Here is a 21,058-nt window from a genome sequence, read left to right as displayed (position 1 = left end):
TGCGGGCATGACGGGATTGCCGGAGACCATCACCGCGTGCCTGTTCGACCTCGACGGAGTGCTGACCGGGACGGCCGTTCTCCACCGCGAAGCCTGGAAACGGACGTTCGACGAGTTCCTCCGCGTCCGCGACGGCGCCGGGTTCGCCGAGTTCACCGACCACGACTACGCGGCCTTTGTGGACGGCCGCCCGCGCGCCGACGGCGTGCGGGAATTCCTGCGCTCACGCGGGATCGTGCTGCCCGAGGGCGAACCGGACGACCCGGTGGACGCCCCGACCGTCAACGGCGTCGGCAACCGCAAGAACGAGCTCGTGCTCAAGATCATCGACGAGCGCGGCGTGAACCCCTACCCCGGCTCGGTGCGCTACCTCGAAGCGGCCAAGGCCGCCGGGCTGCGGATCGCCGTGGTGACGTCGTCCGCGAACGGGGCGAAGGTGCTCGACGGCGCCGACCTCAGCCGGTTCGTGGAGGCCCGCATCGACGGCATCGTGATCCGCGAGCAGCACCTCAAGGGCAAGCCGGCACCGGACTCGTTCCTGGCCGGCGCCGCCGCGCTCGGCGTCGAACCCGCGCACGCGGCCGTGTTCGAGGACGCCCAGTCCGGCGTCCAGGCCGGCAAGGCCGGCGGCTTCGGGTACGTCGTCGGCGTGAACCGGGCGAACCAGGCCGCGGAACTGAAGGCCCACGGGGCCGACATCGTCGTCGACAACCTCGCCGACCTCCTGGAGGACCGATGACCGAAGAACCACACGGCTACGAGTGCGCGCCGTGGGAGCTGCGGTGGCGCGGCATGGACGTCGACGCCCTGCAGCGCACCGAATCGGCGTTCGCGGTGTCCAACGGCCACATCGGGCTGCGCGGCACCCTCGAGGAGGCCGAGCCGCGCGGGCTGCCCGGCACCTACCTCAACGGCTTCTACGAGCAGCACGAACTCCCCTACGCCGAGGCCGGCTACGGCTACCCCGAAGAGGGCCAGACCGTCGTCAACGTGACCGACGGCAAGATCATCCGGCTGCTCGTCGAAGACGAACCGCTGGACATGCGCTACGGCGCCGCCACCGCGCACGACCGGGTGCTCGACTTCCGCAAGGGCACGCTGAGCCGGACCACGGAGTGGTCGTCGCCGACCGGGCGGCGGGTCCGCGTCCGCACCGAGCGGCTGGTGTCGTTCACCCAGCGCGCGATCGCCGCGATCCGGTACGAGGTCGAGCCGCTCGACGAGGACCTGCAGCTGGTCGTCCAGTCCGACCTGCTGGCCAACGAGCCGATCGAGTCGGACACGAGCGATCCGCGGGTGGCCGCCGCGCTGGAGTCGCCGCTGGTGGGCGAGTTCCACCGCGCGTCCGAGTACAACGCCGTGCTGGTGCACCAGACCCGCCGGTCCGGGCTGCGGATGGCCGCGGCGATGGACCACAAGATCGAGGTGGACGACGGGATCCGCGCCCGCATCCACAGCGAAGAGGACCTCGCGCGGCTCACCGTCGCGGTCGACGTGCCGAAGGGCGGGCGCCTGCGCATCACCAAGTTCCTCGCCTACGGCTGGTCGGCGCAGCGCTCGGTGCCCGCGCTGCGCTCGCAGGTGGAGGCCGCGCTGGCCGGGGCGCGCCAGACCGGCTGGAAGGGCCTGCTCACCGAGCAGCACGCCTTCCTCGACGACTACTGGGCCACGTCGGACATCGAGATCGAGGGCGATCCCGAACTGCAGCAAGCCGTCCGTTTCGCGTTGTTCCACCTCCTGCAGGCCGGGGCCCGCGGCGAGAGCCGCGCGATCGCCGGCAAGGGCCTGACCGGCCCCGGCTACGACGGGCACGCCTTCTGGGACACCGAATCGTTCGTCCTGCCGGTGCTCACCTACACGATCCCGGACGCGGCGCGCGACGCCCTGCGCTGGCGTCACTCCACAATGGACAAAGCACGGGAACGCGCGCACCAGCTGGGACTGCGCGGAGCCGCGTTCCCGTGGCGGTCGATCAACGGCGCGGAGTGCTCGGCGTACTGGCCGGCGGGCACGGCGGCGTTCCACGTCAGCGCCGACATCGCCGACGCCGTGCTGCGCTACCTCAACGCGACCGGCGACGAGGACTTCGAGCGCGACTACGGCACCGAGCTGCTGCTGGAAACCGCCCGGTTGTGGGCGTCACTGGGCCACCACGACCGGCACGGCGCGTTCCGCATCGACGGCGTCACCGGGCCGGACGAGTATTCGGCGGTGGCGGACAACAACGTCTACACGAACCTGATGGCGCGGCGGAACCTCCTGGCCGCGGCGGAGTCGTGCGAGCGGCACCCGGACGTGGCGGCGCGGTTCGGCGTCGACACGGTCGAACTGGACACGTGGCGCGCGGCCGCCGCGGCGATGTTCCTGCCCTACGACGAAGAACTCGGCGTGCACCCGCAGTCGGAAGGGTTCCTCGACCACGACGAATGGGACTACGCGGGCACCGATCTCGCCCACTACCCGCTGCTGCTGCACTTCCCGTACTTCGACCTGTACCGCAAGCAGGTCGTGAAGCAGGCGGACCTGGTGCTGGCGCTGCACCTGTGCGGCGATTCGTTCAGCCTGGAGGAGAAGGCCCGCGACTTCGCCTACTACGAAGCCAGGACCGTGCGCGACTCCTCGCTGTCGGCGGGGACCCAGGCGGTCGTCGCGGCCGAGGTGGGCCACCTCGACCTGGCCTACGACTACCTCGCCGAAGCCGCGCTGACCGACCTGCACGACGTGCACAACAACGTCCGCAACGGCCTGCACATGGCGTCGCTGGCCGGGGCGTGGCAGGGCGCGGTGGCCGGGTTCGGCGGCCTGCGCGACCACGGCGGGACCCTGTCGTTCGCGCCGCGGCTGCCGTCGCAGCTGGCTCGCATCACCTTCCGCCTGATGTTCCGCGGCACCCGGTTCCAGGTCGAGATCGACCCCGACGGGGCCACCTACCACGTGCTGGCCGGCGATCCGCTGGAAGTGCTGCACCACGGCGAGCGCGTCACGATCACCGCCGAACCCCGGCAGCTGGCGATCCCGAAGATCGACGCGGGCGACCCGCCGAAGCAGCCACCGGGCCGCGCGCCGATGCGGCGCGACTCCGAGAAGGTGCGTCAGTACGCGGAGCCGACCAACCCGGTCACTGCGGAAGGTCGCTGACGACGTCCCGCCCGGGTGGGGCCGGGACCTCTTCGGTCCCGCCCGGGTTCACGTCCGGGTCCGGCGCGGTGGGCACGTCGTGGGTCAGCTGGCCGGGCTTCGGCAGCTTCGGGAGTTCGTCTTCGTCGTCTTCGTGGGCGTGGATGCGCTGCTGCTCGCTCATGCCTTCCGGAATACCCGGTTTTCCCGGCCGCGGCCAGGGGGTCAGGCCGCTTGCTTCCCCGCTGCGGCTTTCGCCTTGTCCTGGAGGGTGAGCAGCAGGCCGTCCCGGGTCGACCAGGGGCAGATCGTCACCTTGCCGCCCGCGACCGTCAGCAGCGCCTCCGCCACGATCGCGCCGGCGAGGGCCTGGTGGGCACGGCTGCGGGAGATGCCCGGCAGCTCCGCCCGCCGCGACGGCGGCAGCGCGGCGAGCCGCGGGATCCAGGCCCGCAGGTCGTCGAGCCGCAGTTCGTGGCACCGGCCCGGGCGGGCGCCGGCCAGCCGCGCGAGCTGCCGCAGCACCTTCGAACAGCCGACAACCCGCGGGTCGTCGACGTCCGCGGCGCCCAGGGTGGTGGACACGACGTCGAGTGCGTGCGTGCGCAGCGCCCTGACCTGCTTGTTCGACACGCGCTCGGACGGCAGCCAGTCCCGCGTCATCGAGCGGGCGCCCAGCGGCAGCGAGCGCGCGAAGCCAGCCTTCTCGCCGGAGCCCGCGGCCAGCTCGACCGTCCCGCCGCCGATGTCGAGCACCAGCAGCGGCCCGGTGGCCGCGCCGTACCAGCGGCGGGCGGCCAGGTAGGCCAGCTCGGCCTCGTGGCGGCCGGTCAGGAACCGCAGTTCGACGCCGGTTTCGCCGGCGACGTGCCGGACGACGTCCGCCGCGTTGGCCGCGTCGCGGATCGAGGACGTCGCCAGCGGGTAGACGCCGCTGACGCCGTGGCGGTAGGCCGTGGTCATGCCCGCGGCGACCGCGGCCGTGACGGCGGCGATGCCGCGGTCGGTGAGCCGCCCGCGGCCGTCGAGCTCGCGGTCGAGGCGCAGCCGCGTCTGGTGGTTCAGCACCGGCTCCCGGGGTGAGCCGTCCACCGGCACCACCACCAGCCGGGCACTGAAGGACCCGACGTCCAGCACGCCCACCGCGGGCTCTTCGATTTTTCGCACAGTCCGGCGCACCTCACTTCCGCCCGGTGAATATCCCCACCCCGGCGAGTCGAAACCAGTAATGATGTCCGATCTCACGTCCCCGTGCGCGGTGATTTCGCCAATGGGACCCTCCGGAGGCGCCTGTTTGACGCGAAGGTCACAGTGCGATAACCCGATCGAGTGAACCCCGCCACGCGTGGACACGATTCGGTAACGCTGCCCGTCGTCCTGCGATTATCCGGTCAACGGAACCGGCGTGGAGCAGGCGAACGTGAGCGAACGACCCGAACGGCGAGCCGAGCTCGTGCGGCCGGTGGCCGCCGTGCTCGCGGTGGTGGCCGGCCTCGGGTGCGTCCTCCTCGGCGTCACGGCGGTGCTGGCCCCGGCCACGGCGGTCACACCGGGTGCGGAGCGCCCCGCCTTGGGCGCCGGCACCCCACCGGCGGCGCTGCTGATCCCCGACCTGGGCTTGGAACTGACCCACGTGATCAGCCTCGGCCACGTGGAGGGCCGCCGAGAGCAGCCGGGCACGGCCCTCGGCATCGGCTGGTTCGCGGACGGCCCGATCCCGGGCACGCCGGGCGTCGCGGTGCTGTCGGCCCACGCAGGCTTCGGCTACTCGAGCGGCGCGTTCGCCCGCTTGAGCACATTGAAGCCAGGAGCACCAATCACCATCCGCGACGACGACGGCCACGAGTCCCGGTTTTCGGTCCGCAGGACGGCATTGTTCCCGGCGAACGAGCCGGACACCACGCTCATCGCCCCGGAGGGGCCGGGGGCTGAGCTGAGGCTGATCACCAGCGACGGAGTTCACGACAGCGCCGCCCTCGGCGGGGCACGGGTGGCTGTGTACGCGGTTCCGGCCTGAGGCAGTTCCGGCCCACGCGGTGCCAGCCTGAGGCGGTCCCGGCCCGCACGGTTCCAGCCCGCGGCGGCCCGGCCCGCACGGTGCCAGCCCGAGGCGATCCCAGCCGGAAGCGGTCTCGGCCCGCACGGTGCCACCCCGCGGCGGCCCGGCTGGCACGGTGCCAGCCTGAGGTGGTCCCGGCCCGCACGGTGCCAGCCCGAGGCGATCCCAGCCGGAGGCGGTCTCGGCCCGCACGGTGCCAGCCGGAGGCGGTTCCGCCCTCGCCGCTGTTCCCGCCCGCGCAGTTCCCGCCCGCGCAGTTCCGGCCCGCGCGGTCCGGCCCCAAGCAGACCCCGCCCTCCCTGGGGGCAGGCCCTGTGTCCAGTCTATCGGGGGTGGGCGACCAAACGCCGGAAAAGCCCTGGCTGGAGGCTTGTTGTCCACATCGCGGCGGGGGTGTGGACAACTGCCCGGCCAACAGCCGCCGCAGACCTCAGTCGATCAGCTCGCGCAGCTGTGAGACCGCCGCCACGCGGGCTTCGCGGCCTGGCTGGAGGGGGTTCACCACCATCGTCGTCACGCCCGCCTCGGCGAAGGCCGCCAGGCGCTCCTTTACGTAGCCCGCCGGGCCGACCAGGGAAATCGCGCGCAGCAGCTCCAACGGGACCGCCGCCGCGGCTTCTTCCTTCTTGCCGTCGAGGTAGAGGTCCTGGATCAGCTTCGCCTCGGCTTCGTAGCCGTAGCGGCACGCCAGGTCGTTGTAGAAGTTCTTGCCCCGCGCGCCCATCCCGCCGACGTACAGCGCCACCATCGGGCGCACGTAATCGAGGAGCTGCTCGACGTCGTCGCCGATGGCCAGGGCCGCCATCACGAACGTGTCCAGCTCGCCCAGGGCCGGGTCGCGCTTGGCCTTGCCCTCGGCCAGGGACGCGCCCCAGACGTCGGCCGCCTTCTCCGGGTGGAAGAAGATCGGCTGCCAGCCCTCGGCGATCTCCGCCGTGAGCGCGACGTTCTTCGGCCCGAGCGAGGCCAGCAGCACCGGGATCCGCTCCCGCACCGGGTGGTTGATCAGCTTGAGGGGCTTGCCGAGCCCCGTACCCTGCTCCGGCGGCAGCGGGATCGTGTAGTGCTTGCCCTCGTGCACGACGCGTTCGCGGCGCCACACCTGGCGGCAGATCTCGACGATCTCGCGGGTCCTGGCCAGCGGCGCGTCGTACTTCACGCCGTGGAACCCCTCGATGACCTGCGGGCCGGACGCGCCGAGCCCGAGGATGAACCGCCCGTCGGAGACGAAGTCGAGGCCGGCCGCGGTCATCGCGGTGAGGGTCGGCGTGCGGGTGAAGATCTGGAAGATGCCGGACGCCAGCTGGACGCGCTCGGTCCTGGCCGCCAGGTAGCCGAGCTGGCTGACGGCGTCGAACGAGTACGCCTCCGGCACGAAGACGACGTCGAGGCCGGCTTTCTCCAGTTCGACGACGTCGGCGACGCTCTCGGCGAAGCCTCCGGCGTAGCTGATCGCGGTCCCGATCCTCATGGGCGTCCTCCCGTGCTGAGCAAGCGCTTAGTCCGGGTCATTATGCGGCACATCGGCGGGCCGCCGTTGTGCGCAGCGCCACTTTCGCTCAGCCGGGGACCACCGTCCCCCGGACGTCGCCGAAGCCGATGCGCGTGCCGCCCGGGCCGGGGGCCGTCGCGCTGATGACGACCTCGTCGCCGTCCTCCAGGAACGTCCGCGGCACCCCGCCCGGCAGCTCGAACGGCTCCCGGCCGCCCCACGACAGCTCGAGGAACGACCCCCGCTGGTCGCGCTCCGGCCCGGTCACCGTGCCCGACGCGAACAGGTCGCCCGCGCGCAGGCTCGCGCCGTTGACCGTCATGTGCGCCAGCTGCTGCGGGGCCGTCCAGTACTGCGACGCGAACGGCGGGCTCGAGACCAGGTGGCCGTTGAGCCGGATCTCCAGCGCGAGGTCGAGCCCCCACTTCTCCGCGGTGCGCAGGTACTCGAACGGCTCCGGGTCCTGCGGCGGCCCGTCGACGCGCGCGTGCTCCAGCGCCTCGAGCGGGACGATCCACGGCGACACCGACGTCGCGAACGACTTGCCGAGGAACGGGCCCAGCGGCTGGTACTCCCACGCCTGGATGTCGCGCGCCGACCAGTCGTTGACCAGGCAGACGCCGAACACGTGCGCGGCGAAGTCCTCTGTGGACACCCGCGTGCCCACAGTGGACGGAACGCCGACGACGAACCCCACCTCCGCCTCGATGTCCAGCCGCTGCGAGGGGCCGAACGACGGGGTGTCGGCGTTGCGCGGCTTGCGCTGGCCGTGCGGGCGGACGATCGGCGTGCCGGACGCGACCACCGTCCCGGCCCGGCCGTGGTAGCCGATCGGCAGGTGCTTCCAGTTCGGCGGCAGCTCGGCCGCGTCGGGCCGGAAGATCCGGCCGGCGTTGAGGGCGTGGTGCTCGCTGGAGTAGAAGTCGACGTAGTCGGCGACCTCGAAGGCCAGGTGCGTGGTCACCTCGGCCAGGGGCACGAGGTGCGGCCGCAGCCGGTCGGCGTGGCGCGGTTCGGTCAGCCACTCCCGGACGCGTTCGCGGACCTCCCGCCAGGTGCCCGGCCCGGCGGCCAGCAGCGGGTTGAGCACGCCGCCGGTGAGCAGCGGCGCGAAGGGGGCCGCCGTTTCCGCGGCCGCCGCGGTCAGGTCGAGCACCTGCTCCCCGACGGGCACCCCGATCCGGCGCTCGGGGGCGCCGCCCACGGAGAAGACGCCGTAAGGCAGGTTGTCCAGGCCGAACGGCGTGTCGTCGGCGAGGTCGAGCCAGGTCACAGTCACTCCTCGTCTCGGGCGGCTCGCGCCGCCACCCAGTCGGCCACCACGTCCGCCAGCACTGGCAGCGGCAGGGTTCCGCTGCCGAGCACCGTGTCGTGGAACTCGCGGATGTCGAACCGGTCGCCCAGCGCCTGCTCGGCCTCGGCCCGCAGGCGCTCGATCTCGAGGCGGCCCACCATGTAGCCGAGCGCCTGGCCGGGGAGCCCGGCGTAGCGGTCGACCTCCGCCTCGATCTCGATCCGTGCCATCGGCGTGTGCTCGACCAGGAAGTCGACCGCCTGTTGCCGGCTCCAGCCCAGCGCGTGCAGGCCGGTGTCGACGACCAGGCGTGCCGCTCGCATCGAGTCCTGCGTCAGCAGGCCGAGCCGGGAGACGTCGTCGGAGTACAGGCCCATCTCGTCCGCGAGCCGCTCGGCGTACAGGCCCCAGCCCTCGGCGTACGCGTTGAACATGCAGATCCGGCGCAGCAGCGGCACGCCCGTCAGCTGCTGGGCGAGCGTCAGCTGGAAGTGGTGGCCCGGCACGGCTTCGTGGAAGGCGACCGACTCGCTCAACGTCCGCTGCCGCTGGTCCGCGTCGTGCGTGTTGGCGTAGTAGGTGCCCGGCCGCGAGCCGTCGAGCGACCCGTCGATGTAGTAGGCGATCGACCCGCCCTCCGCCTCCGCGTCGGGCACCGGAGCCACCTGGCACTTCTGCTCGGGGACACGCGAGAACCACTGCGGAGCCACGGCTTCCGCCCGCGTGATGCTCTCGCGGGCGGAAGCCAGGAGTTCGTCCCCGTCCCGCCAGCGCAACGCCGGGTCCGTGCGGATCCGCTCGAAGATCGCGGCGAGGTCGGTCGTGCCGAACACCTTCGCGCCCAGTTCGCGGTACTCGTCCGCGAGCCGCTCGATGATCGCCAGCCCGGTTTCGTGCAGGTCCTGCGCCGTGCGCTCGGTCGTCGTCTCCGCGCGGATCAGCGCGGCGTACCGCTCCGGCCCGCCCGGCAGGTCGCCGATGCCCGGCGAAGTCTCCGGCCGCCCGGCCGGGACGACCTCGCCGGCCAGGAAGTCGCGGTACCGCGCGTACGCGGGCCGCACGACTTCGGCCAGCAACCGGTCACGCTCGGCTTCGAGGCCGTGGACCGGGACCTTCAGCGGGTCGTTCTCCGGCGCGCCGAGGTACCGCTCGACGTAGCCGACGCCGACGCGCGCCAGGAACTCCGGCGGCGTCAGCCCTTCGGCGAGCGCGGCCCGCTGCCGCTCGATCACCTGGTCCAGGTACGGGCCGATCGCGGCGAGCCGGCTCAGGTAGCCGCGGGCCTTGGCCTCGTCGTCCAGCACCGTCTGCGGCAGGAGCGTCAGCAGTTGCAGGGCCGGCGCGTCCAGCCCGTCGTTCACCGCGACGTCGGCGCGGCCGGACGCGCGCACGTCCATCTCGACGCGCGCCTGCCAGATCACGACGTCCCGGGTGACACGCTCGGCCTGCGGCAGCGTCGCCGCGTCGATCGCCTCCGCCCGCGCGATGATCCCGGCGAGCGCGGCGCGGTACCGGGCGGCCGCCCCGGCGGTCTGGTCGGCGAGCTTGTCGTGCGCTCCCGGCAGCCCGTGCAGCGACGGGATCAGCGGCTGGGCCTCGAACATCAGCCCGAGGAGCTCGTCCGCGAGCGAGTCCGGGGTGTCCCGCCGGCTCGCCACCCAGTCGGCGACGACGCCGGACAGCACCGGCAGCGGGAGCGTCCCGCTGCCGAGCACGGCGTCGTGGAACTCGCGGATGTCGAACCGGTCCCCCAGCGCCCGCTCGGCCTCGGCGCGCAGCCGCTGGATCTCCAGGCGCCCCACCATGTACCCGAGCGCCTGCCCCGGGTTGGCGGTGTACCGGTCGATCTCCGCCTCGATCTCGAGCCGCGCCATCGGCGTGTGCCCGACCAGGTAGTCGACCGCCTGCTGACGGCTCCAGCCCAGCGCGTGCAATCCCGTGTCGACCACCAGACGGCCGGCGCGCATCGAGTCCTGGGTGAGCATGCCCAGCCGCGAGACGTCGTCGGAGTACAGGCCCATCTCGTCCGCGAGCCGCTCGGCGTACAGGCCCCAGCCCTCGGCGTAGGCGTTGACGTCGGCGATCAGGCGCAGCAGGGGCAGGCCGGTGAGGCCCTGCGCGAGGCACAGCTGGAAGTGGTGCCCCGGTACGGCTTCGTGGAACGCGACGGCCTCGCTGGTGAACCGCGGCCGCTTCGCGGCTTCGTGGGTGTTGGCGTAGTAGACGCCCGGGCGTGTCCCGTCGAGCGACGGCCACAGGTAGTACGCGATCGTGCCGCTGGTGGCCTCGGCCGCGGGCATCGGCGCGACCTCGCACTGCTGCTCCGGGACGCGCGAGAACCACTGCGGGGCCACGGCTTCCGCGCGGGTGATGGCGGCCCGGGCGGCAGCCAGGAGCTCGTCGCCGTCCCGCCAGCGCAACGCCGGGTCGGTCCGGATCCGGTCGAAGATTTCGGCGATGTCGGTGGTGCCGAACAGCTTCCCGCCCACCTCGCGGTACTCCTCCGCCAGCTGCTCGATCAGCGCCAGCCCGGTTTCGTGCAGGTCCTGCGCCGTGCGTTCGGTGGTCGTCTCCACGCGGATCAGCGCGGCGTACCGCTCCGGCCCGCCCGGCAGGTGCCCGATGCCCGGCGCCGTCTCGGGCCGGGCCACCGGCGCGACTTCGTCGGCCAGGAACGCGCGATAACGCCCGTACGCCGGCCGGACGACCTCCGCGAGCAAGCGGTCGCGTTCGGTCTCGAAGCCATCGAGCGCGTACGGCGGTGTCACCCGCAGGGGGTCGCTCTCGGGCGCGGCGAGGTACCGGTCGACGTAGCCGATGCCGACGCGCACCAGGAAGTCCGGCGGCACGAGCCCTTCGGCCAGCGCGGCGCGCTGCCGGCCGATGAGCGCGTCGACGTACGCCCCGATACCGGCGAGCCTGCTCAGGTAGCCGCGGACCTTCGGCTCGTCGTCCAGCACCGTCTGCGGCAGGTACAGCAGCAGCTGCAGCGCGGGCGCGCCGAGGCCGTCGCTCACCGCGAGGTCGGCGCGGCGGGAGTCGATCTCGTCGATCTCGGACTTCGCCTGGGAGAGCACGACGTCCCGGGTGACCCGCTCGACGGCCGTCAGCCCGGCGGGGTCGATCGCCTCGGCCCGCGCGGCGATCGCCGCGTACCCGGCGCGGAAGCGCGCCTCGGCCGCCGGATCGGGCAGCCGGTCGTGGTCGCCGGGCAAGCCGAACACCGACGGGTAGAGCGGCTGCCGCTCGAAGTTCAGCGCCACCAGCTCGTCGGCGAGGCCATCGGGCGTGTCGCCCTGCGCCGCCACCCAGTCCGTGACGACCTTGGCCAGCGCGGACAGCGGCAGCATGCCGTGGCCCAGCACGACCTCGTGGAAGCCGCGGATGTCGAACCGCTCGCCCAGCGCCCGCTCCGCCTCGGTGCGCAGCCGCTGGATCTCCAGGCGCCCCACCATGTAGCCGAGCGCCTGGGCCGGCCAGCCGATGTACCGGTCGATCTCGGCCTCGATCTCCAGCCGGGCCATCGGCGTGTGCTCGACCAGGAAGTCGATCGCCTGCTGCCGGCTCCAGCCGAGCGCGTGCAGCCCCGTGTCGACGACCAGCCGGCCCGCCCGCATCGAATCCTGGGTGAGCATGCCGAGCCGCGAGACGTCGTCGGAGTACAGGCCCATTTCGTCGGCCAGCCGCTCGGCGTAGAGGCCCCAGCCTTCGGCGTAGGCGTTGAACATGCCGATCCGCCGCAGCAGCGGCAGGTCCCGCAGCTCCTGCGCCAGGCTGAGCTGGAAGTGGTGGCCCGGCACGGCTTCGTGGAACGCGATCGCCTCGCTGGTGAACCGCGGGCGCTTCTCGGCCTCGTACGTGTTGGCGTAGTAGGTGCCCGGCCGCGAACCGTCGAGCGACGGCTGGAGGTAGTACGCGATCGTGCCGCTCGCCGCGTCCGCCTCCGGGACCGGTGCGACCTCGCACTTCTCCCCCGGGACGCGCGAGAACCACTGCGGGGCCACGGCTTCGGCCCGGGAGATCGCGTCGCGGGCCGCGGACAGCAGCTCCTCGCCGTCCCGCCAGCGCAGCTCGGGATCGGTGCGCAGGCGCTCGAAGATCTCCGCGAGATCGGTGGTGCCGAACAGCTTCCCGCCCAGCTCGCGGTACTCCCCCGCGAGCCGCTCGATGATCGCCAGCCCGGTTTCGTGCAGGTCCTGCGCCGTGCGCTCGGTGGTCGTCTCCGCGCGGATCAGCGCCGCGTACCGCTCCGCGCCGCCCGGCACGTGGCTGATGCCGGGTGCGGTGTCGGGCCGCCCGGCCGGTTCGACCTCGGTGCGCAGGAAGTCGCGGTAGCGCGCGTACGCGGGGCGGACCACCTCCGCGAGCAGGCGATCGCGTTCGGCTTCGAAGCCCTCGACGGCCGCCGTCGTATCCACCTTCAGCGGGTCGCCGTCCGGTGCGGCGAGGTAGCGGTCGACGTACTCGGCGCCGACGCGGGCGAGGTAGGCCGGCGGCACGAGCCCGTCGGCCAGGCTTTCGCGCTGGCGCTCGGTGAGCGTGGCCAGGAACGGCTCGATCGCGGCGAGCCGGGTGAGGTAGCCGCGCGCCTTCTTCTCGGTGTCCAGCTTGTAGTACGGCAGGTACATCAGCAGGCCCAGCGCCGGAGCGGTCAGCCCGTCGCTGACCGCGATGTCGGCGGTCCGCGCCCCGAGCCGGTCGGCTTCGACCTCGGCGGAGGCGATCACGACCTCGCGCGTGACGGCCTCTTCCGGCGTCAGGTCGCCGGTGGCCAGCGCCCGCGCGCGGGCGGCGAGCGCGCGGTAGGCGGCGAGGAACCGTTCCTGGGCCTCCCGCGTCTGGTCGCCGAGCCGGTCGTGGTCGCCGGGCAGGCCGAGAACCGAGGGGTGCAGCGGCTCCTGCTCGAACACCAGCTCGACGAGCTCGCTCGCCAGTCCGTCGGCGGTGTCACCGTGCCCGGCGACCCACTCGTCGACGACGGAGGCCAGCACCGACAGCGGCAGCGCGCCCCCGGCGAGCACGACGTCGTGGAAAGCGCGGATGTCGAACCGGGAGCCGAGCCGCTCCTCGGCGCGGGCGCGGATCCGCTGGATCTCCAGCCTCCCGACCATGTACGCCAGCGCCTGGCCCGGCCACGCGATGTAGCGGTCGACCTCGGACTCGATCTCGGGGAGCGCCTCCGGCGTGTGCTCGGCCAGGTAGTCGACGGCCTGCTGCCGGGTCCACCCCAGTGCGTGCAGGCCGGTGTCGACGACCAGCCGGCCCGCCCGCAGCGAGTCGCCGGCGAGCATGCCGAGCCGCGCGATGTCGTCGGAAAAGAGCCCCATCTCGTCGGCGAGGCGCTCGCTGTAGAGCCCCCAGCCCTCGATGTAGGCGGTGAACGAGCCGATCCGCCGCAGCAGCGGCAGCCCGGTGAGGCTCTGCGCGGTGCTGAGCTGGAAGTGGTGGCCGGGCACGGCTTCGTGGAAGGCGATCGTTTCGGCCGGGTGCCGGAACCGCTGGGTGGCCTCGTGGGTGTTCGCGAAGTAGATCCCGGGCCGGGAGCCGTCGTCGGCCGGCCGCAGGTAGTACGCCGCGGGCGCGCCGGGCGCGGCTTCCTCCGGCACCGCCTCGACCGTGCACTCCTGCGCGGGGATCCGGCCGAACCACTTCGGCGCCTCGGCGGTGGCCCGGGCGACGGCCGCACGGGCGGTGTCCAGCAGCTCGTCGGCGGTGGTCCAGCGCAGGCCCGGGTCGGTGCGCAGCCGCCGGAAGATCTCCGCCAGGTCGTCGGTGCCGAACACCCTGAGCCCCAGCTCGCGGTACTCGGCGGCGAGCGACTCGATGACGTCGAGCCCCGTCTGGTGCAGCTCCGCCGGGGTGAGCTCGGTGGTCGTGTGCACGCGCGCGAGCCGCGCGTAGGTCTCTTCGCCGCCGGGCAGCCACGACAGGCCGGGCCGGTCGGCGGGCCGCCCGTGCGGCCGCACCTCGGTGACGAGGAACTCGCGGTACTCGGCGAAGGCGGGCCGGACGACGTCGGCGAGCAGCTCGTCCCGCCGCCGCCCGAACTCCTCGTCCGGCGCCGGCTGGCGGCGCAGCGGGTCGGCGTCCGGTTCGGCGAGGTAGCGGTCGAGGTGCGCGACCGCGGCGTCGACCAGGTGGGCCACCGGGACCAGGCCGTCGGCGATGCCCCTGGCGTGCCGGTGCGCGGCCTGGCGCAGGTACGCGGGGATCGCGGCGAGCCGCTCGAGCTGGGCGGCCGCCGTCTCGCCCGCCGCCACGGTCGTCATCGGCAAGGTCAGGAGGAGCAGAGCCGCCGGCCCGATCGTGAGGTCGGTGACGGTGAACTCGGCCGTCCGGCTGTCGATCACCGCGATGCGGGCTTCGGCGGAGGTGATCAGGACGTCCCGGGTGACGCGGTCTTCGGCCGAAAAGCCGTCGGCCGCCAGCTCCCGCGCCCGGCCGAGCAACGCCGAGAGCCGCTCCCGGAACGCTTGCTCGGCCTCGGCGGACAGGTCCGGCAGGCCGGGCTCCGCCGGGCGGACGCCCAGCACCGCCGGTGTCAGCGGATCGGCGGCGAACAACGCCTCGACGAACTCGTCGGCGAGTTCGGTGACCGCGGTCATGGCAGGACCCCCAGCTTCGGCTGATGTGCTCTGGGCCGACCCTAACGGAGATCACCGACAAGAACGGCGGGTCGTTCGCCGGGGGCGGACGGCCTTCGGCACGGGCGGATCCGTCAAGCGGTAGCGTTCTCCGAGTGGCTGTGACCGATCCCGTGGATACCCGCCTGCTCGCCGCGCTCGCCGACCTCGGCAAGGCCGCCGTGCACGAGCTCGCGGCGAAGGTCGGCATGGATCCCCGCGAGGTCGCCTACCGGCTGGTCGCCCTGTCCGGCAGCGGGCTCCCGCTGCTCGTCGGCGTCGAGAGCGACCCGAACGGCCTGCGCGCGGCCATCGCCGGCGCGCCGCCGTCGTGGGCGAACCGGCCGCCCGCCGCGCCGCAGTTCCCGCCGTCGCAACCGGTGCCGCAGCAGCCCGGACCGCCGATGCCCCCGCCGGTCCAGGGCGCGCCGTCCGGGCCGTACAACGTCCAAGGCGTCCCATCCGGGCCGTACAACGTCCAAGGCGCGCCCTCGGGCCCGTACAACGTCCAAGGCGCCCCGTCGGGCCCGTACAACGTCCAAGGCGCCCCGTCCGGCCCGTACAACGTCCAGGGCACGCCGTCCGGGCGCTACGCGGGCCCGCCGCCCCGGCCGCCCCAGCAGTTCACCCCGCCGCCGGTGCGGCTCGACCCGGCCGTCAGCACGTGGGGCGTGCCGCAGACGGCGTCGTGGGCTCGCGGCGACGAGCCCGTCAAGCCCGCCGCCGCGGGCAAGCGCGGCCGGCTCGGCGAGGTCATGGAGACCCAGGGCCTGGAGGGCGAGCAGCTGACGGTGCAGCTCCTCGAGGTCCAGGACCCGGCGGACTACCTGTTCGGCGCGGCGGGCTACCGGCTCGAAGACGGCGAACGCGCGGTGGTCGTGCACACCGAGATCACCAACCGCGGAGCGATCCCGTTCGCGTCGCTGCCGGACAACTACCTCGAGCTGCTCGCCGCCGACGGCACGGCGATCGGCAAGGCCCCGGTGTCGCTGACGTCGCGGCCCCCGCACAAGATCGGCGTCAAGCCCGGCGAAACCCTGGGCGGCCACACGGTCTACGTCCTCCCGGACTCGACCCGCGTGGTCGCGGTCCGCTGGAGCCCGCGGCCCGAACCGGACGAGCGCACGCTGACCTGGTCGATCGAGGACTAGTAGCTTTCCTCGCGCAGGGTCTCGAGGGCCTTGGCCAGGTCATCCGGGTACTCCGACTCGAACTCGACCCACCGGCCGTCCGCCGGGTGCGCGAAGCCGAGGGTCTTCGCGTGCAGCCACTGGCGGTTCAGCCCGAGGTGCCGGGCCAGCACCGGGTCCGCGCCGTAGGTCAGGTCGCCGACGCACGGGTGCCGCAGGGCCGAGAAGTGGACGCGGATCTGGTGCGTCCGCCCGGTTTCGAGCTTGACGTGCGCGAGCGACGCCGCGCGGAACGCCTCGACGACCTCGTAGTGCGTCACGCTCGGGCGGCCGCCCTGGACGACCGCGAACTTGTAGTCGTGGCGCGGGTGGCGGTCGATCGGGGCGTCGATGGTGCCGCGCATCGGGTCGGGGTGGCCCTGGACGATCGCGTGGTAGCCCTTGTCGACCGTGCGTTCCTTGAAGGCGCGCTTCAGGACCGTGTACGCGTGCTCGCTCTTGGCCACCACCATCACGCCGGTCGTGCCCGCGTCGAGCCGGTGGACCACGCCCTGGCGCTCCGCCGCGCCCGACGTCGAGATGCGCAGGCCGGCCGCCGCCAGGCCGCCGACCACCGTCGGGCCGGTCCAGCCGGGGCTCGGGTGCACCGCGACGCCGACCGGCTTCGAGATCACGATGATGTCGTCGTCGTCGTGGAGGATCTGCATGCCCTCGACGGGCGCGGCGACGACCTCCACCGGGTTCGCCGGCTCCGGGAGGGTGATCTCCAGGAGACCGCCGCCGGAGAGGCGGTCGGACTTGCCCGCGGGACGGCCGTCGAGCAGCACGTCCCCGGACTCGGCGAGCTCGGCGACGACCGTGCGGGACAGCCCGAGCAGCTTGGCGAGGCCGGCGTCGACCCGCATCCCGTCGAGCCCGTCGGGCACCGGGAGCATCCGCGACGTCACGCCTGCTCCTCCTGCTTCTTCTTGTCCTTGGTCGACGTGCCGTCGTAGTCCTTGCCCAGCAACGACAGCAGGACGATCAGCGCGCCGCCGACGCAGATGGCCGAGTCGGCGATGTTGAAGATCGCGAAGCCCTTGCCGTTCGGGGCGAACGCCGAGATGAAGTCGACGACGTGGCCCTGCAGGCCGCCGGGCGCGCGGAAGATGCGGTCGGTGAGGTTGCCGGTGGCGCCGGCGAGCACGAGGCCGAGGCCGATCGCCCAGCCGATCGAGCGCAGGCGGCGCGACAGCCAGATGATCGCGATGACGACGGCCAGCGCGACCAGCGCGAGCACCCACGTCATGCCGGTGGCCATGGAGAACGCGGCACCCGGGTTGCGGATCACCTGCAGGTAGATCAGCCCGCCGAGGATCCGGACCGGCTCCTTGCCCTCCAGGTTGGCGGTGACCAGGTTCTTCGTCACCAGGTCGATCGCCCAGAACACGACGGCGACGGCGAACACCCAGCCGACCCGCCGCTTCGGCAGCAGCGGCTTCGCCGGGACTTCCGGCGTCTCCTGCACGGTCTCGGGCGCCACCTCGGCGGCGGCGTCGGTGTCGGGTTCGGAGTGGCTGGGCTCGGTGCTCACCGGTCCATTGTCCACGGCGCTGGTCAGGACGTGTCGGCGGCAGTGTCGTGCGGGCCTCGCAGGAGCACGGCGAACGCGGCCGCGAACAGCACGGCCGCCGCGACCAGCACCCCGGTCACCGGCGGCCGGACCACCATGGTGACCAGGCCGAACACCCCGGCGACGGCCAGCACGAACCGGCTGCGCTCGTACCCGGCCAGCAGCAGGAGCCCGAGCGTGGCCACCAACGCGCCGCGCAGGTCGCCGGCCAGCCGGAACTGCAGCGCCCCGGCCAGGTCCAGCACCGGGAGGGCGAGCAGGGCACCCAGCGTGCCGAGCGCGAACCGCCCGGTCCGCGGCGGCGTGCCCGCCCGGCGCAGGTCGAGCCAGTACCAGCTCGCCACGGCGAGCACGACGCAGGCGAGCGCGGCGAGCCAGCCCAGGCCGGCCGAAGGCGTGCTGCCGGCCGCGACGGCGGTGGCCAAGACCCGCTCGCCGTCCGGGTAGCCGGTGCCGCCCACCCCGCCGGTACCGAAGAGCCCCCGGTTCTCCGGAGTCATCGGCTGGGCACGCAGGCTCGAGAAGAAGCCGGTGGTGGCGTCGTCGGGGGCCTTCGCGAGGGCCACCATCGCCAGCTGGGCGAACCCCAGCGCCGCCAGCGGGAACCAGTACCGCCGTGAATTCCCCATCACCGCAGGGTATCGGGTGCCCGGCGCACGAGGGCCACGAAGGCGGCGGCGAGCAGGACGATCGCCGACAGCAGCGCGCCCACGAGGTCCGCCGAGAGCACGACCGCGAGCACGGCGAACCCGGCCGCGGTGAGCAGCACGAGCACACTGCGTTCGTACGCGGCGAGGACCAGCAGGCCGAGCGTGGCCAGCAGCGGGCCGCGCAGCCCGTCCCCGAGCCGGAACTGCCAGGACCCGACCAGGTCGAGCAGCGGCACGGCGAGCAGCGCGGCGACCGTGCCGAGGACGAACCGCCCCGTGCGGACGGGCCGCAGGGCGAGCGCGTACCAGACCGCCGTACCCCCGACCACCACGCCGAGCGTGACGAGCCAGACCGGCCCGGCGGGCAGCCCCGCGCCCGGCGCGTAGTAGGTGTCCTGCGTGAGCCACTGCGGGTAGCCCGTGCCACCGACGCTGCCGGAGCCGAGGGACTGGTGCACGGGCCCGGTCAGGATGTTCACCGACTCGCTCGCGGCCGGGCTCCGGCGCGAAAGCAGCAGCACCGCCGCCATGCCGATCTGCGCGAACCCCAGCAGTGCCAGCGGAAACCAGAAACGCGGCCCTCTCCCCATCCGCTCAGGCTAGCGCCCCCGGCAGAACGGGGGAGCTCCCGCGGATCGCCCACCGGCGCCCAGCGGCCGTCCGCTTTCGCGTACTCCCAGCGGGCCCCGCGCGCGACGATCTGGCGCAGGGCCAGCACCACGCGGTCGACGTGCTCTTCGGTGCTGCCCAGGCCGAGGCTGACGCGGACGGCCTGCTGCCCGTCGCCGCCGGTGACGCCGATCAGCCGCCGGGCCGCGATGTGGGCGCAGAAGGCGCCGTCGCGCACGCCGATGCCGTACTCGGCCGACAGGACCGCGGCGAGCCAGCCGGGGTCGAAGCCGTCGACGACGAAGCTGACCGTGCCGACGCGGTCGACCGGCGCGTCGAACAGCCGCAGCTCGGCGCAGCCCGGGATGCCCTCGAGACCCTTGCGCAGCCGGGCGAGCAGCGCCTGCTCGTGGTTTTCGATCGCGGCCCAGTTCCCGCTGAGGGTTTCGCAGGCGACGCCGAGCGCGTACACGCCGACGGTGTTGGGCGAACCGGCTTCGTGCCGCTCCGGCCCGGTGTTCCAGACGACCGCGTCCTCGGTGACGAGCTTGGTCGCGCCGCCACCGGCGAGGTACGGCCGGGCGGCGCGCAGCCAGTCGGCGCGGCCGATCAGCGCGCCCGCACCGAAGGGCGCGTACAGCTTGTGACCGGACACCGCGACGTAGTCGACGTCCAGCTCCCTGATCGAGATGCGGCGGTGGGGGGCCAGCTGGGCGGCGTCGAGCGCGATGCGGGCGCCGTGCCGGCGCGCCACGGCCGCGATCTCCGCCACCGGCAGCAGCTCACCGGTCACATTGGACGCTCCGGTGACGACGACCAACCGCGGTCCCTGCGGGGAATCCGCGAGTGCTTCGTCCACAGCGGACACCGCGGCGAGGCGCGTGCGCGGGGTCGGGATCCGCCGGACGTTCGGGCCCTGCCACGGAAGCAGCGCGGCGTGGTGTTCGGTGTCGAACACGATCACCGTGGTGTGCCGCGGCAGGCTGCGGGCCAGCAGGTTGAAGGAATCGGTGGTGTTGCGGGTGAACACGACGGTGTCGGTCCGCCGCGCGCCGACGAACCGGCGCAGGACGTCGCGGGTGCGTTCGTAGAGCTTCGTCGAGACCTGCGACGCGAAACCCGCGCCGCGGTGGACGCTGGCGTACCACGGCAGGAACTCGTCGACGGCGCCGCGGACCGCGTCGAGGCACGGGGCACTCGCGGCGTGGTCGAGGTTGGCGTAGCCGATGTCCCCGCCGGTCACGAGCGGAACCCGCAGCGACGCCCCGGCGACGGCGGGAACGGCTTGGGGCGCAAGGGTTTCGACGGGCTGGGTGCGGTCGATGGCGAGAGTCATCGGGGTGCCTCCTCGGCGGTCCGGGGGACCCCGGCGAGGGGCCCGCGCTTGCCCGTCGCACGACGCGACCGGCCCGGTCTTCACCCGGGGCACCCCACCGCGGTAGGAGGGTTGCCGGCCAGCAAGCCGGGGCTTGACGCTGGCACTCATGACCTAGTCGGAAAGGTAACCGAAACCGCGCCCGGCGGCCAACCCCCGGCTCACATTCTGAGACGCCGCTCACAGGCGCCCGGGTTCAGAGCCGGGCGCGGAAGTTCCCCGGCAGCTGGGTGACGGCGTTGTCCGCGAGGTGCGTCGCGGTGCCTGCGTACTGCTCGGTTCCGGCGGTGAAGCGCCAGCCGCCCAGGGTCTTGCCGTCGACCGGCTCGCCGTAGGCCGCCGCGACCGTCGTCGAGACGGCGCCGAACGCGAGACCGTCCCAGTTACCCGCAGTTGCCGCCGTCGCGTCCGGCAGGGTCCAGAGGGTGAAGTGCACGTGGGCGCCGGTGCTGCTGCCGCCGCACGGCAGCGCGTTGCCGGTCGACCCGAGCACCGTCCCGGCCTCGACGTGCTCGCCGTCGGCGACCGCGATGCCCTCCAGGTGGTAGTACCCGGTCCGCCAGCCGCCGGCGTGGTCGACGGTCACCCAGTCGCCGCCGGAGCAGTGCTGCAGGTGGACGGTGCCGGCCAGCGCCGCGCGCACGGTGCGGTCGGCCGGGCTGAAGTCGATGGCGTTCTTCACGCGGGTGCTGCCGTCGTCGGAGTGGATGCCGGCCGAGTAGACCTGCTGGCCCGCCTCGAACGGCAGGGTCAGTGCCGGGAACGGCGCCACCTCGGCGGTCGCGGCCGGGGCGGCGAGCAGCCCGAGGGCCGCGGTGATCGCGGCGGTCAGGACCGCCGCACGCACGGGAAGGTTCGTCACCGTGTGTACTCCTTTGGCTCTACGCTCACCCATTCGAACTAACCGGATCGAGCGCACAGTAGGCCAAACGTTGGATCACTGGGAAGATCAAGTGAGATTTTTGTGAGCGAACTGCGCGTGGCGAGCGGCGGAACCCGTGCGGAAGGGGCATCACGCGTGATCAGACGGGCATCACGCGTGATGGGCGGGGCATCATCAGTGGTCCGATCGGTGCCGGCGCGGCCACGACCACGAA

Annotated in this window: 15 protein-coding genes and 1 riboswitch; of the genes, 4 read left to right on the top strand and 11 right to left on the bottom strand. The window is 73.1% G+C overall.

The genetic code is table 11. From position 1 onward, the window contains the following. The first annotated feature begins 7 nt into the window (after positions 1–7). The gene (locus ACH54P_RS44745) at positions 8–739 is read left to right on the top strand and encodes an HAD family hydrolase (RefSeq protein ID WP_489909358.1); all 732 of its coding nucleotides are present in this window, start codon (positions 8–10) and stop codon (positions 737–739) included. After that, the gene (locus ACH54P_RS44740; protein WP_489909357.1) at positions 736–3,138 is read left to right on the top strand and encodes a glycoside hydrolase family 65 protein; all 2,403 of its coding nucleotides are present in this window, start codon (positions 736–738) and stop codon (positions 3,136–3,138) included. Before ACH54P_RS44745 ends, ACH54P_RS44740 begins: the two co-directional genes overlap by 4 nt. Here ACH54P_RS44740 and ACH54P_RS44735 read toward each other — a convergent pair. Both ACH54P_RS44735 and ACH54P_RS44730 read right to left on the bottom strand, forming a co-directional pair. Continuing rightward, the gene (locus ACH54P_RS44735; RefSeq protein WP_489909356.1) at positions 3,119–3,301 is read right to left on the bottom strand and encodes a hypothetical protein; all 183 of its coding nucleotides are present in this window, start codon (positions 3,299–3,301) and stop codon (positions 3,119–3,121) included. The genes ACH54P_RS44740 and ACH54P_RS44735 overlap by 20 nt on opposite strands. A 41-nt stretch (positions 3,302–3,342) precedes the next feature. Next, positions 3,343–4,284 carry a Ppx/GppA phosphatase family protein gene (locus ACH54P_RS44730; protein ID WP_489909355.1) on the bottom strand — a complete coding sequence of 314 codons (942 nt, stop codon included), beginning with the start codon at positions 4,282–4,284 and terminating at the stop codon, positions 3,343–3,345. 253 nt (positions 4,285–4,537) lie between these two features. On the opposite strand from ACH54P_RS44730, the gene ACH54P_RS44725 reads away from it, so the two are divergent. Next, on the top strand, positions 4,538–5,134 hold the full coding sequence (locus ACH54P_RS44725; protein ID WP_489909354.1) for a class F sortase: 597 nt from the start codon (positions 4,538–4,540) through the stop codon (positions 5,132–5,134). 472 nt (positions 5,135–5,606) lie between these two features. On the opposite strand, the gene ACH54P_RS44720 is transcribed toward ACH54P_RS44725, so the two are convergent. The 3 genes from ACH54P_RS44720 to ACH54P_RS44710 all read right to left on the bottom strand — a co-directional run bounded on the left by ACH54P_RS44720 (position 5,607) and on the right by ACH54P_RS44710 (position 14,567). Next, on the bottom strand, positions 5,607–6,647 hold the full coding sequence (locus tag ACH54P_RS44720; RefSeq protein ID WP_489909353.1) for an LLM class F420-dependent oxidoreductase: 1,041 nt from the start codon (positions 6,645–6,647) through the stop codon (positions 5,607–5,609). A gap of 88 nt (positions 6,648–6,735) precedes the next feature. Further along, complete coding sequence (gene fahA / locus ACH54P_RS44715; RefSeq protein WP_489909352.1) at positions 6,736–7,947, bottom strand: fumarylacetoacetase; 1,212 nt, start codon at positions 7,945–7,947, stop codon at positions 6,736–6,738. Next, complete coding sequence (locus ACH54P_RS44710) at positions 7,944–14,567, bottom strand: DUF885 domain-containing protein (RefSeq protein ID WP_489909351.1); 6,624 nt, start codon at positions 14,565–14,567, stop codon at positions 7,944–7,946. Before ACH54P_RS44710 ends, fahA begins: the two co-directional genes overlap by 4 nt. Positions 14,568–14,701: 134 nt before the next feature. Here ACH54P_RS44710 and ACH54P_RS44705 point away from each other — a divergent pair, with 134 nt between their 5' ends. Then, positions 14,702–15,736, top strand: a complete 1,035-nt coding sequence (locus ACH54P_RS44705; RefSeq protein ID WP_489909350.1) for an Lrp/AsnC family transcriptional regulator — start codon at positions 14,702–14,704, stop codon at positions 15,734–15,736. Here the strand turns inward: ACH54P_RS44705 and ACH54P_RS44700 are convergent. The 6 genes from ACH54P_RS44700 to ACH54P_RS44675 all read right to left on the bottom strand — a co-directional run bounded on the left by ACH54P_RS44700 (position 15,733) and on the right by ACH54P_RS44675 (position 20,823). Then, positions 15,733–16,662, bottom strand: coding sequence for an RluA family pseudouridine synthase (locus ACH54P_RS44700; protein WP_489909349.1), 930 nt, complete (start codon positions 16,660–16,662; stop codon positions 15,733–15,735). The two genes, ACH54P_RS44705 and ACH54P_RS44700, sit on opposite strands and share 4 nt — an antisense overlap. Then, positions 16,659–17,288, bottom strand: a complete 630-nt coding sequence (gene lspA, locus ACH54P_RS44695) for a signal peptidase II (RefSeq protein WP_489909348.1) — start codon at positions 17,286–17,288, stop codon at positions 16,659–16,661. Before lspA ends, ACH54P_RS44700 begins: the two co-directional genes overlap by 4 nt. Before the next feature lie 23 nt (positions 17,289–17,311). After that, positions 17,312–17,956, bottom strand: coding sequence for a hypothetical protein (locus tag ACH54P_RS44690; protein WP_489909346.1), 645 nt, complete (start codon positions 17,954–17,956; stop codon positions 17,312–17,314). Beyond that, complete coding sequence (locus ACH54P_RS44685) at positions 17,956–18,507, bottom strand: hypothetical protein (protein WP_489909345.1); 552 nt, start codon at positions 18,505–18,507, stop codon at positions 17,956–17,958. Before ACH54P_RS44685 ends, ACH54P_RS44690 begins: the two co-directional genes overlap by 1 nt. Then, entirely contained in the window at positions 18,453–19,922 is a 1,470-nt protein-coding gene (locus ACH54P_RS44680) for an aminotransferase class V-fold PLP-dependent enzyme (RefSeq protein ID WP_489909344.1), read from the bottom strand. The genes ACH54P_RS44685 and ACH54P_RS44680 overlap by 55 nt, the downstream gene beginning before the upstream one ends. Before the next feature lie 39 nt (positions 19,923–19,961). After that, a riboswitch (SAM riboswitch) is annotated at positions 19,962–20,076 on the bottom strand. Positions 20,077–20,157: 81 nt separating this feature from the next. After that, positions 20,158–20,823 carry a M23 family metallopeptidase gene (locus ACH54P_RS44675; protein ID WP_489909343.1) on the bottom strand — a complete coding sequence of 222 codons (666 nt, stop codon included), beginning with the start codon at positions 20,821–20,823 and terminating at the stop codon, positions 20,158–20,160. Between the last annotated feature and the right edge of the window lie 235 nt (positions 20,824–21,058).

This window comes from Amycolatopsis sp. N2S4-7, assembly GCF_058119595.1.
This window is presented reverse-complemented; position numbering and strand designations above follow the sequence as displayed.

What these genes read in the sequence shown, in the direction of transcription:
- ACH54P_RS44745 (WP_489909358.1), top strand. Translation starts at nt 8, where the DNA reads ATGACGGGATTGCCGGAGACCATCACCGCGTGCCTGTTCGACCTCGAC.
- ACH54P_RS44740 (WP_489909357.1), top strand. Translation starts at nt 736, where the DNA reads ATGACCGAAGAACCACACGGCTACGAGTGCGCGCCGTGGGAGCTGCGG.
- ACH54P_RS44735 (WP_489909356.1), bottom strand. Translation starts at nt 3,301, where the DNA reads ATGAGCGAGCAGCAGCGCATCCACGCCCACGAAGACGACGAAGACGAA.
- ACH54P_RS44720 (WP_489909353.1), bottom strand. Translation starts at nt 6,647, where the DNA reads ATGAGGATCGGGACCGCGATCAGCTACGCCGGAGGCTTCGCCGAGAGC.
- ACH54P_RS44710 (WP_489909351.1), bottom strand. Translation starts at nt 14,567, where the DNA reads ATGACCGCGGTCACCGAACTCGCCGACGAGTTCGTCGAGGCGTTGTTC.
- ACH54P_RS44690 (WP_489909346.1), bottom strand. Translation starts at nt 17,956, where the DNA reads ATGGGGAATTCACGGCGGTACTGGTTCCCGCTGGCGGCGCTGGGGTTC.
- ACH54P_RS44685 (WP_489909345.1), bottom strand. Translation starts at nt 18,507, where the DNA reads ATGGCGGCGGTGCTGCTGCTTTCGCGCCGGAGCCCGGCCGCGAGCGAG.
- ACH54P_RS44680 (WP_489909344.1), bottom strand. Translation starts at nt 19,922, where the DNA reads ATGACTCTCGCCATCGACCGCACCCAGCCCGTCGAAACCCTTGCGCCC.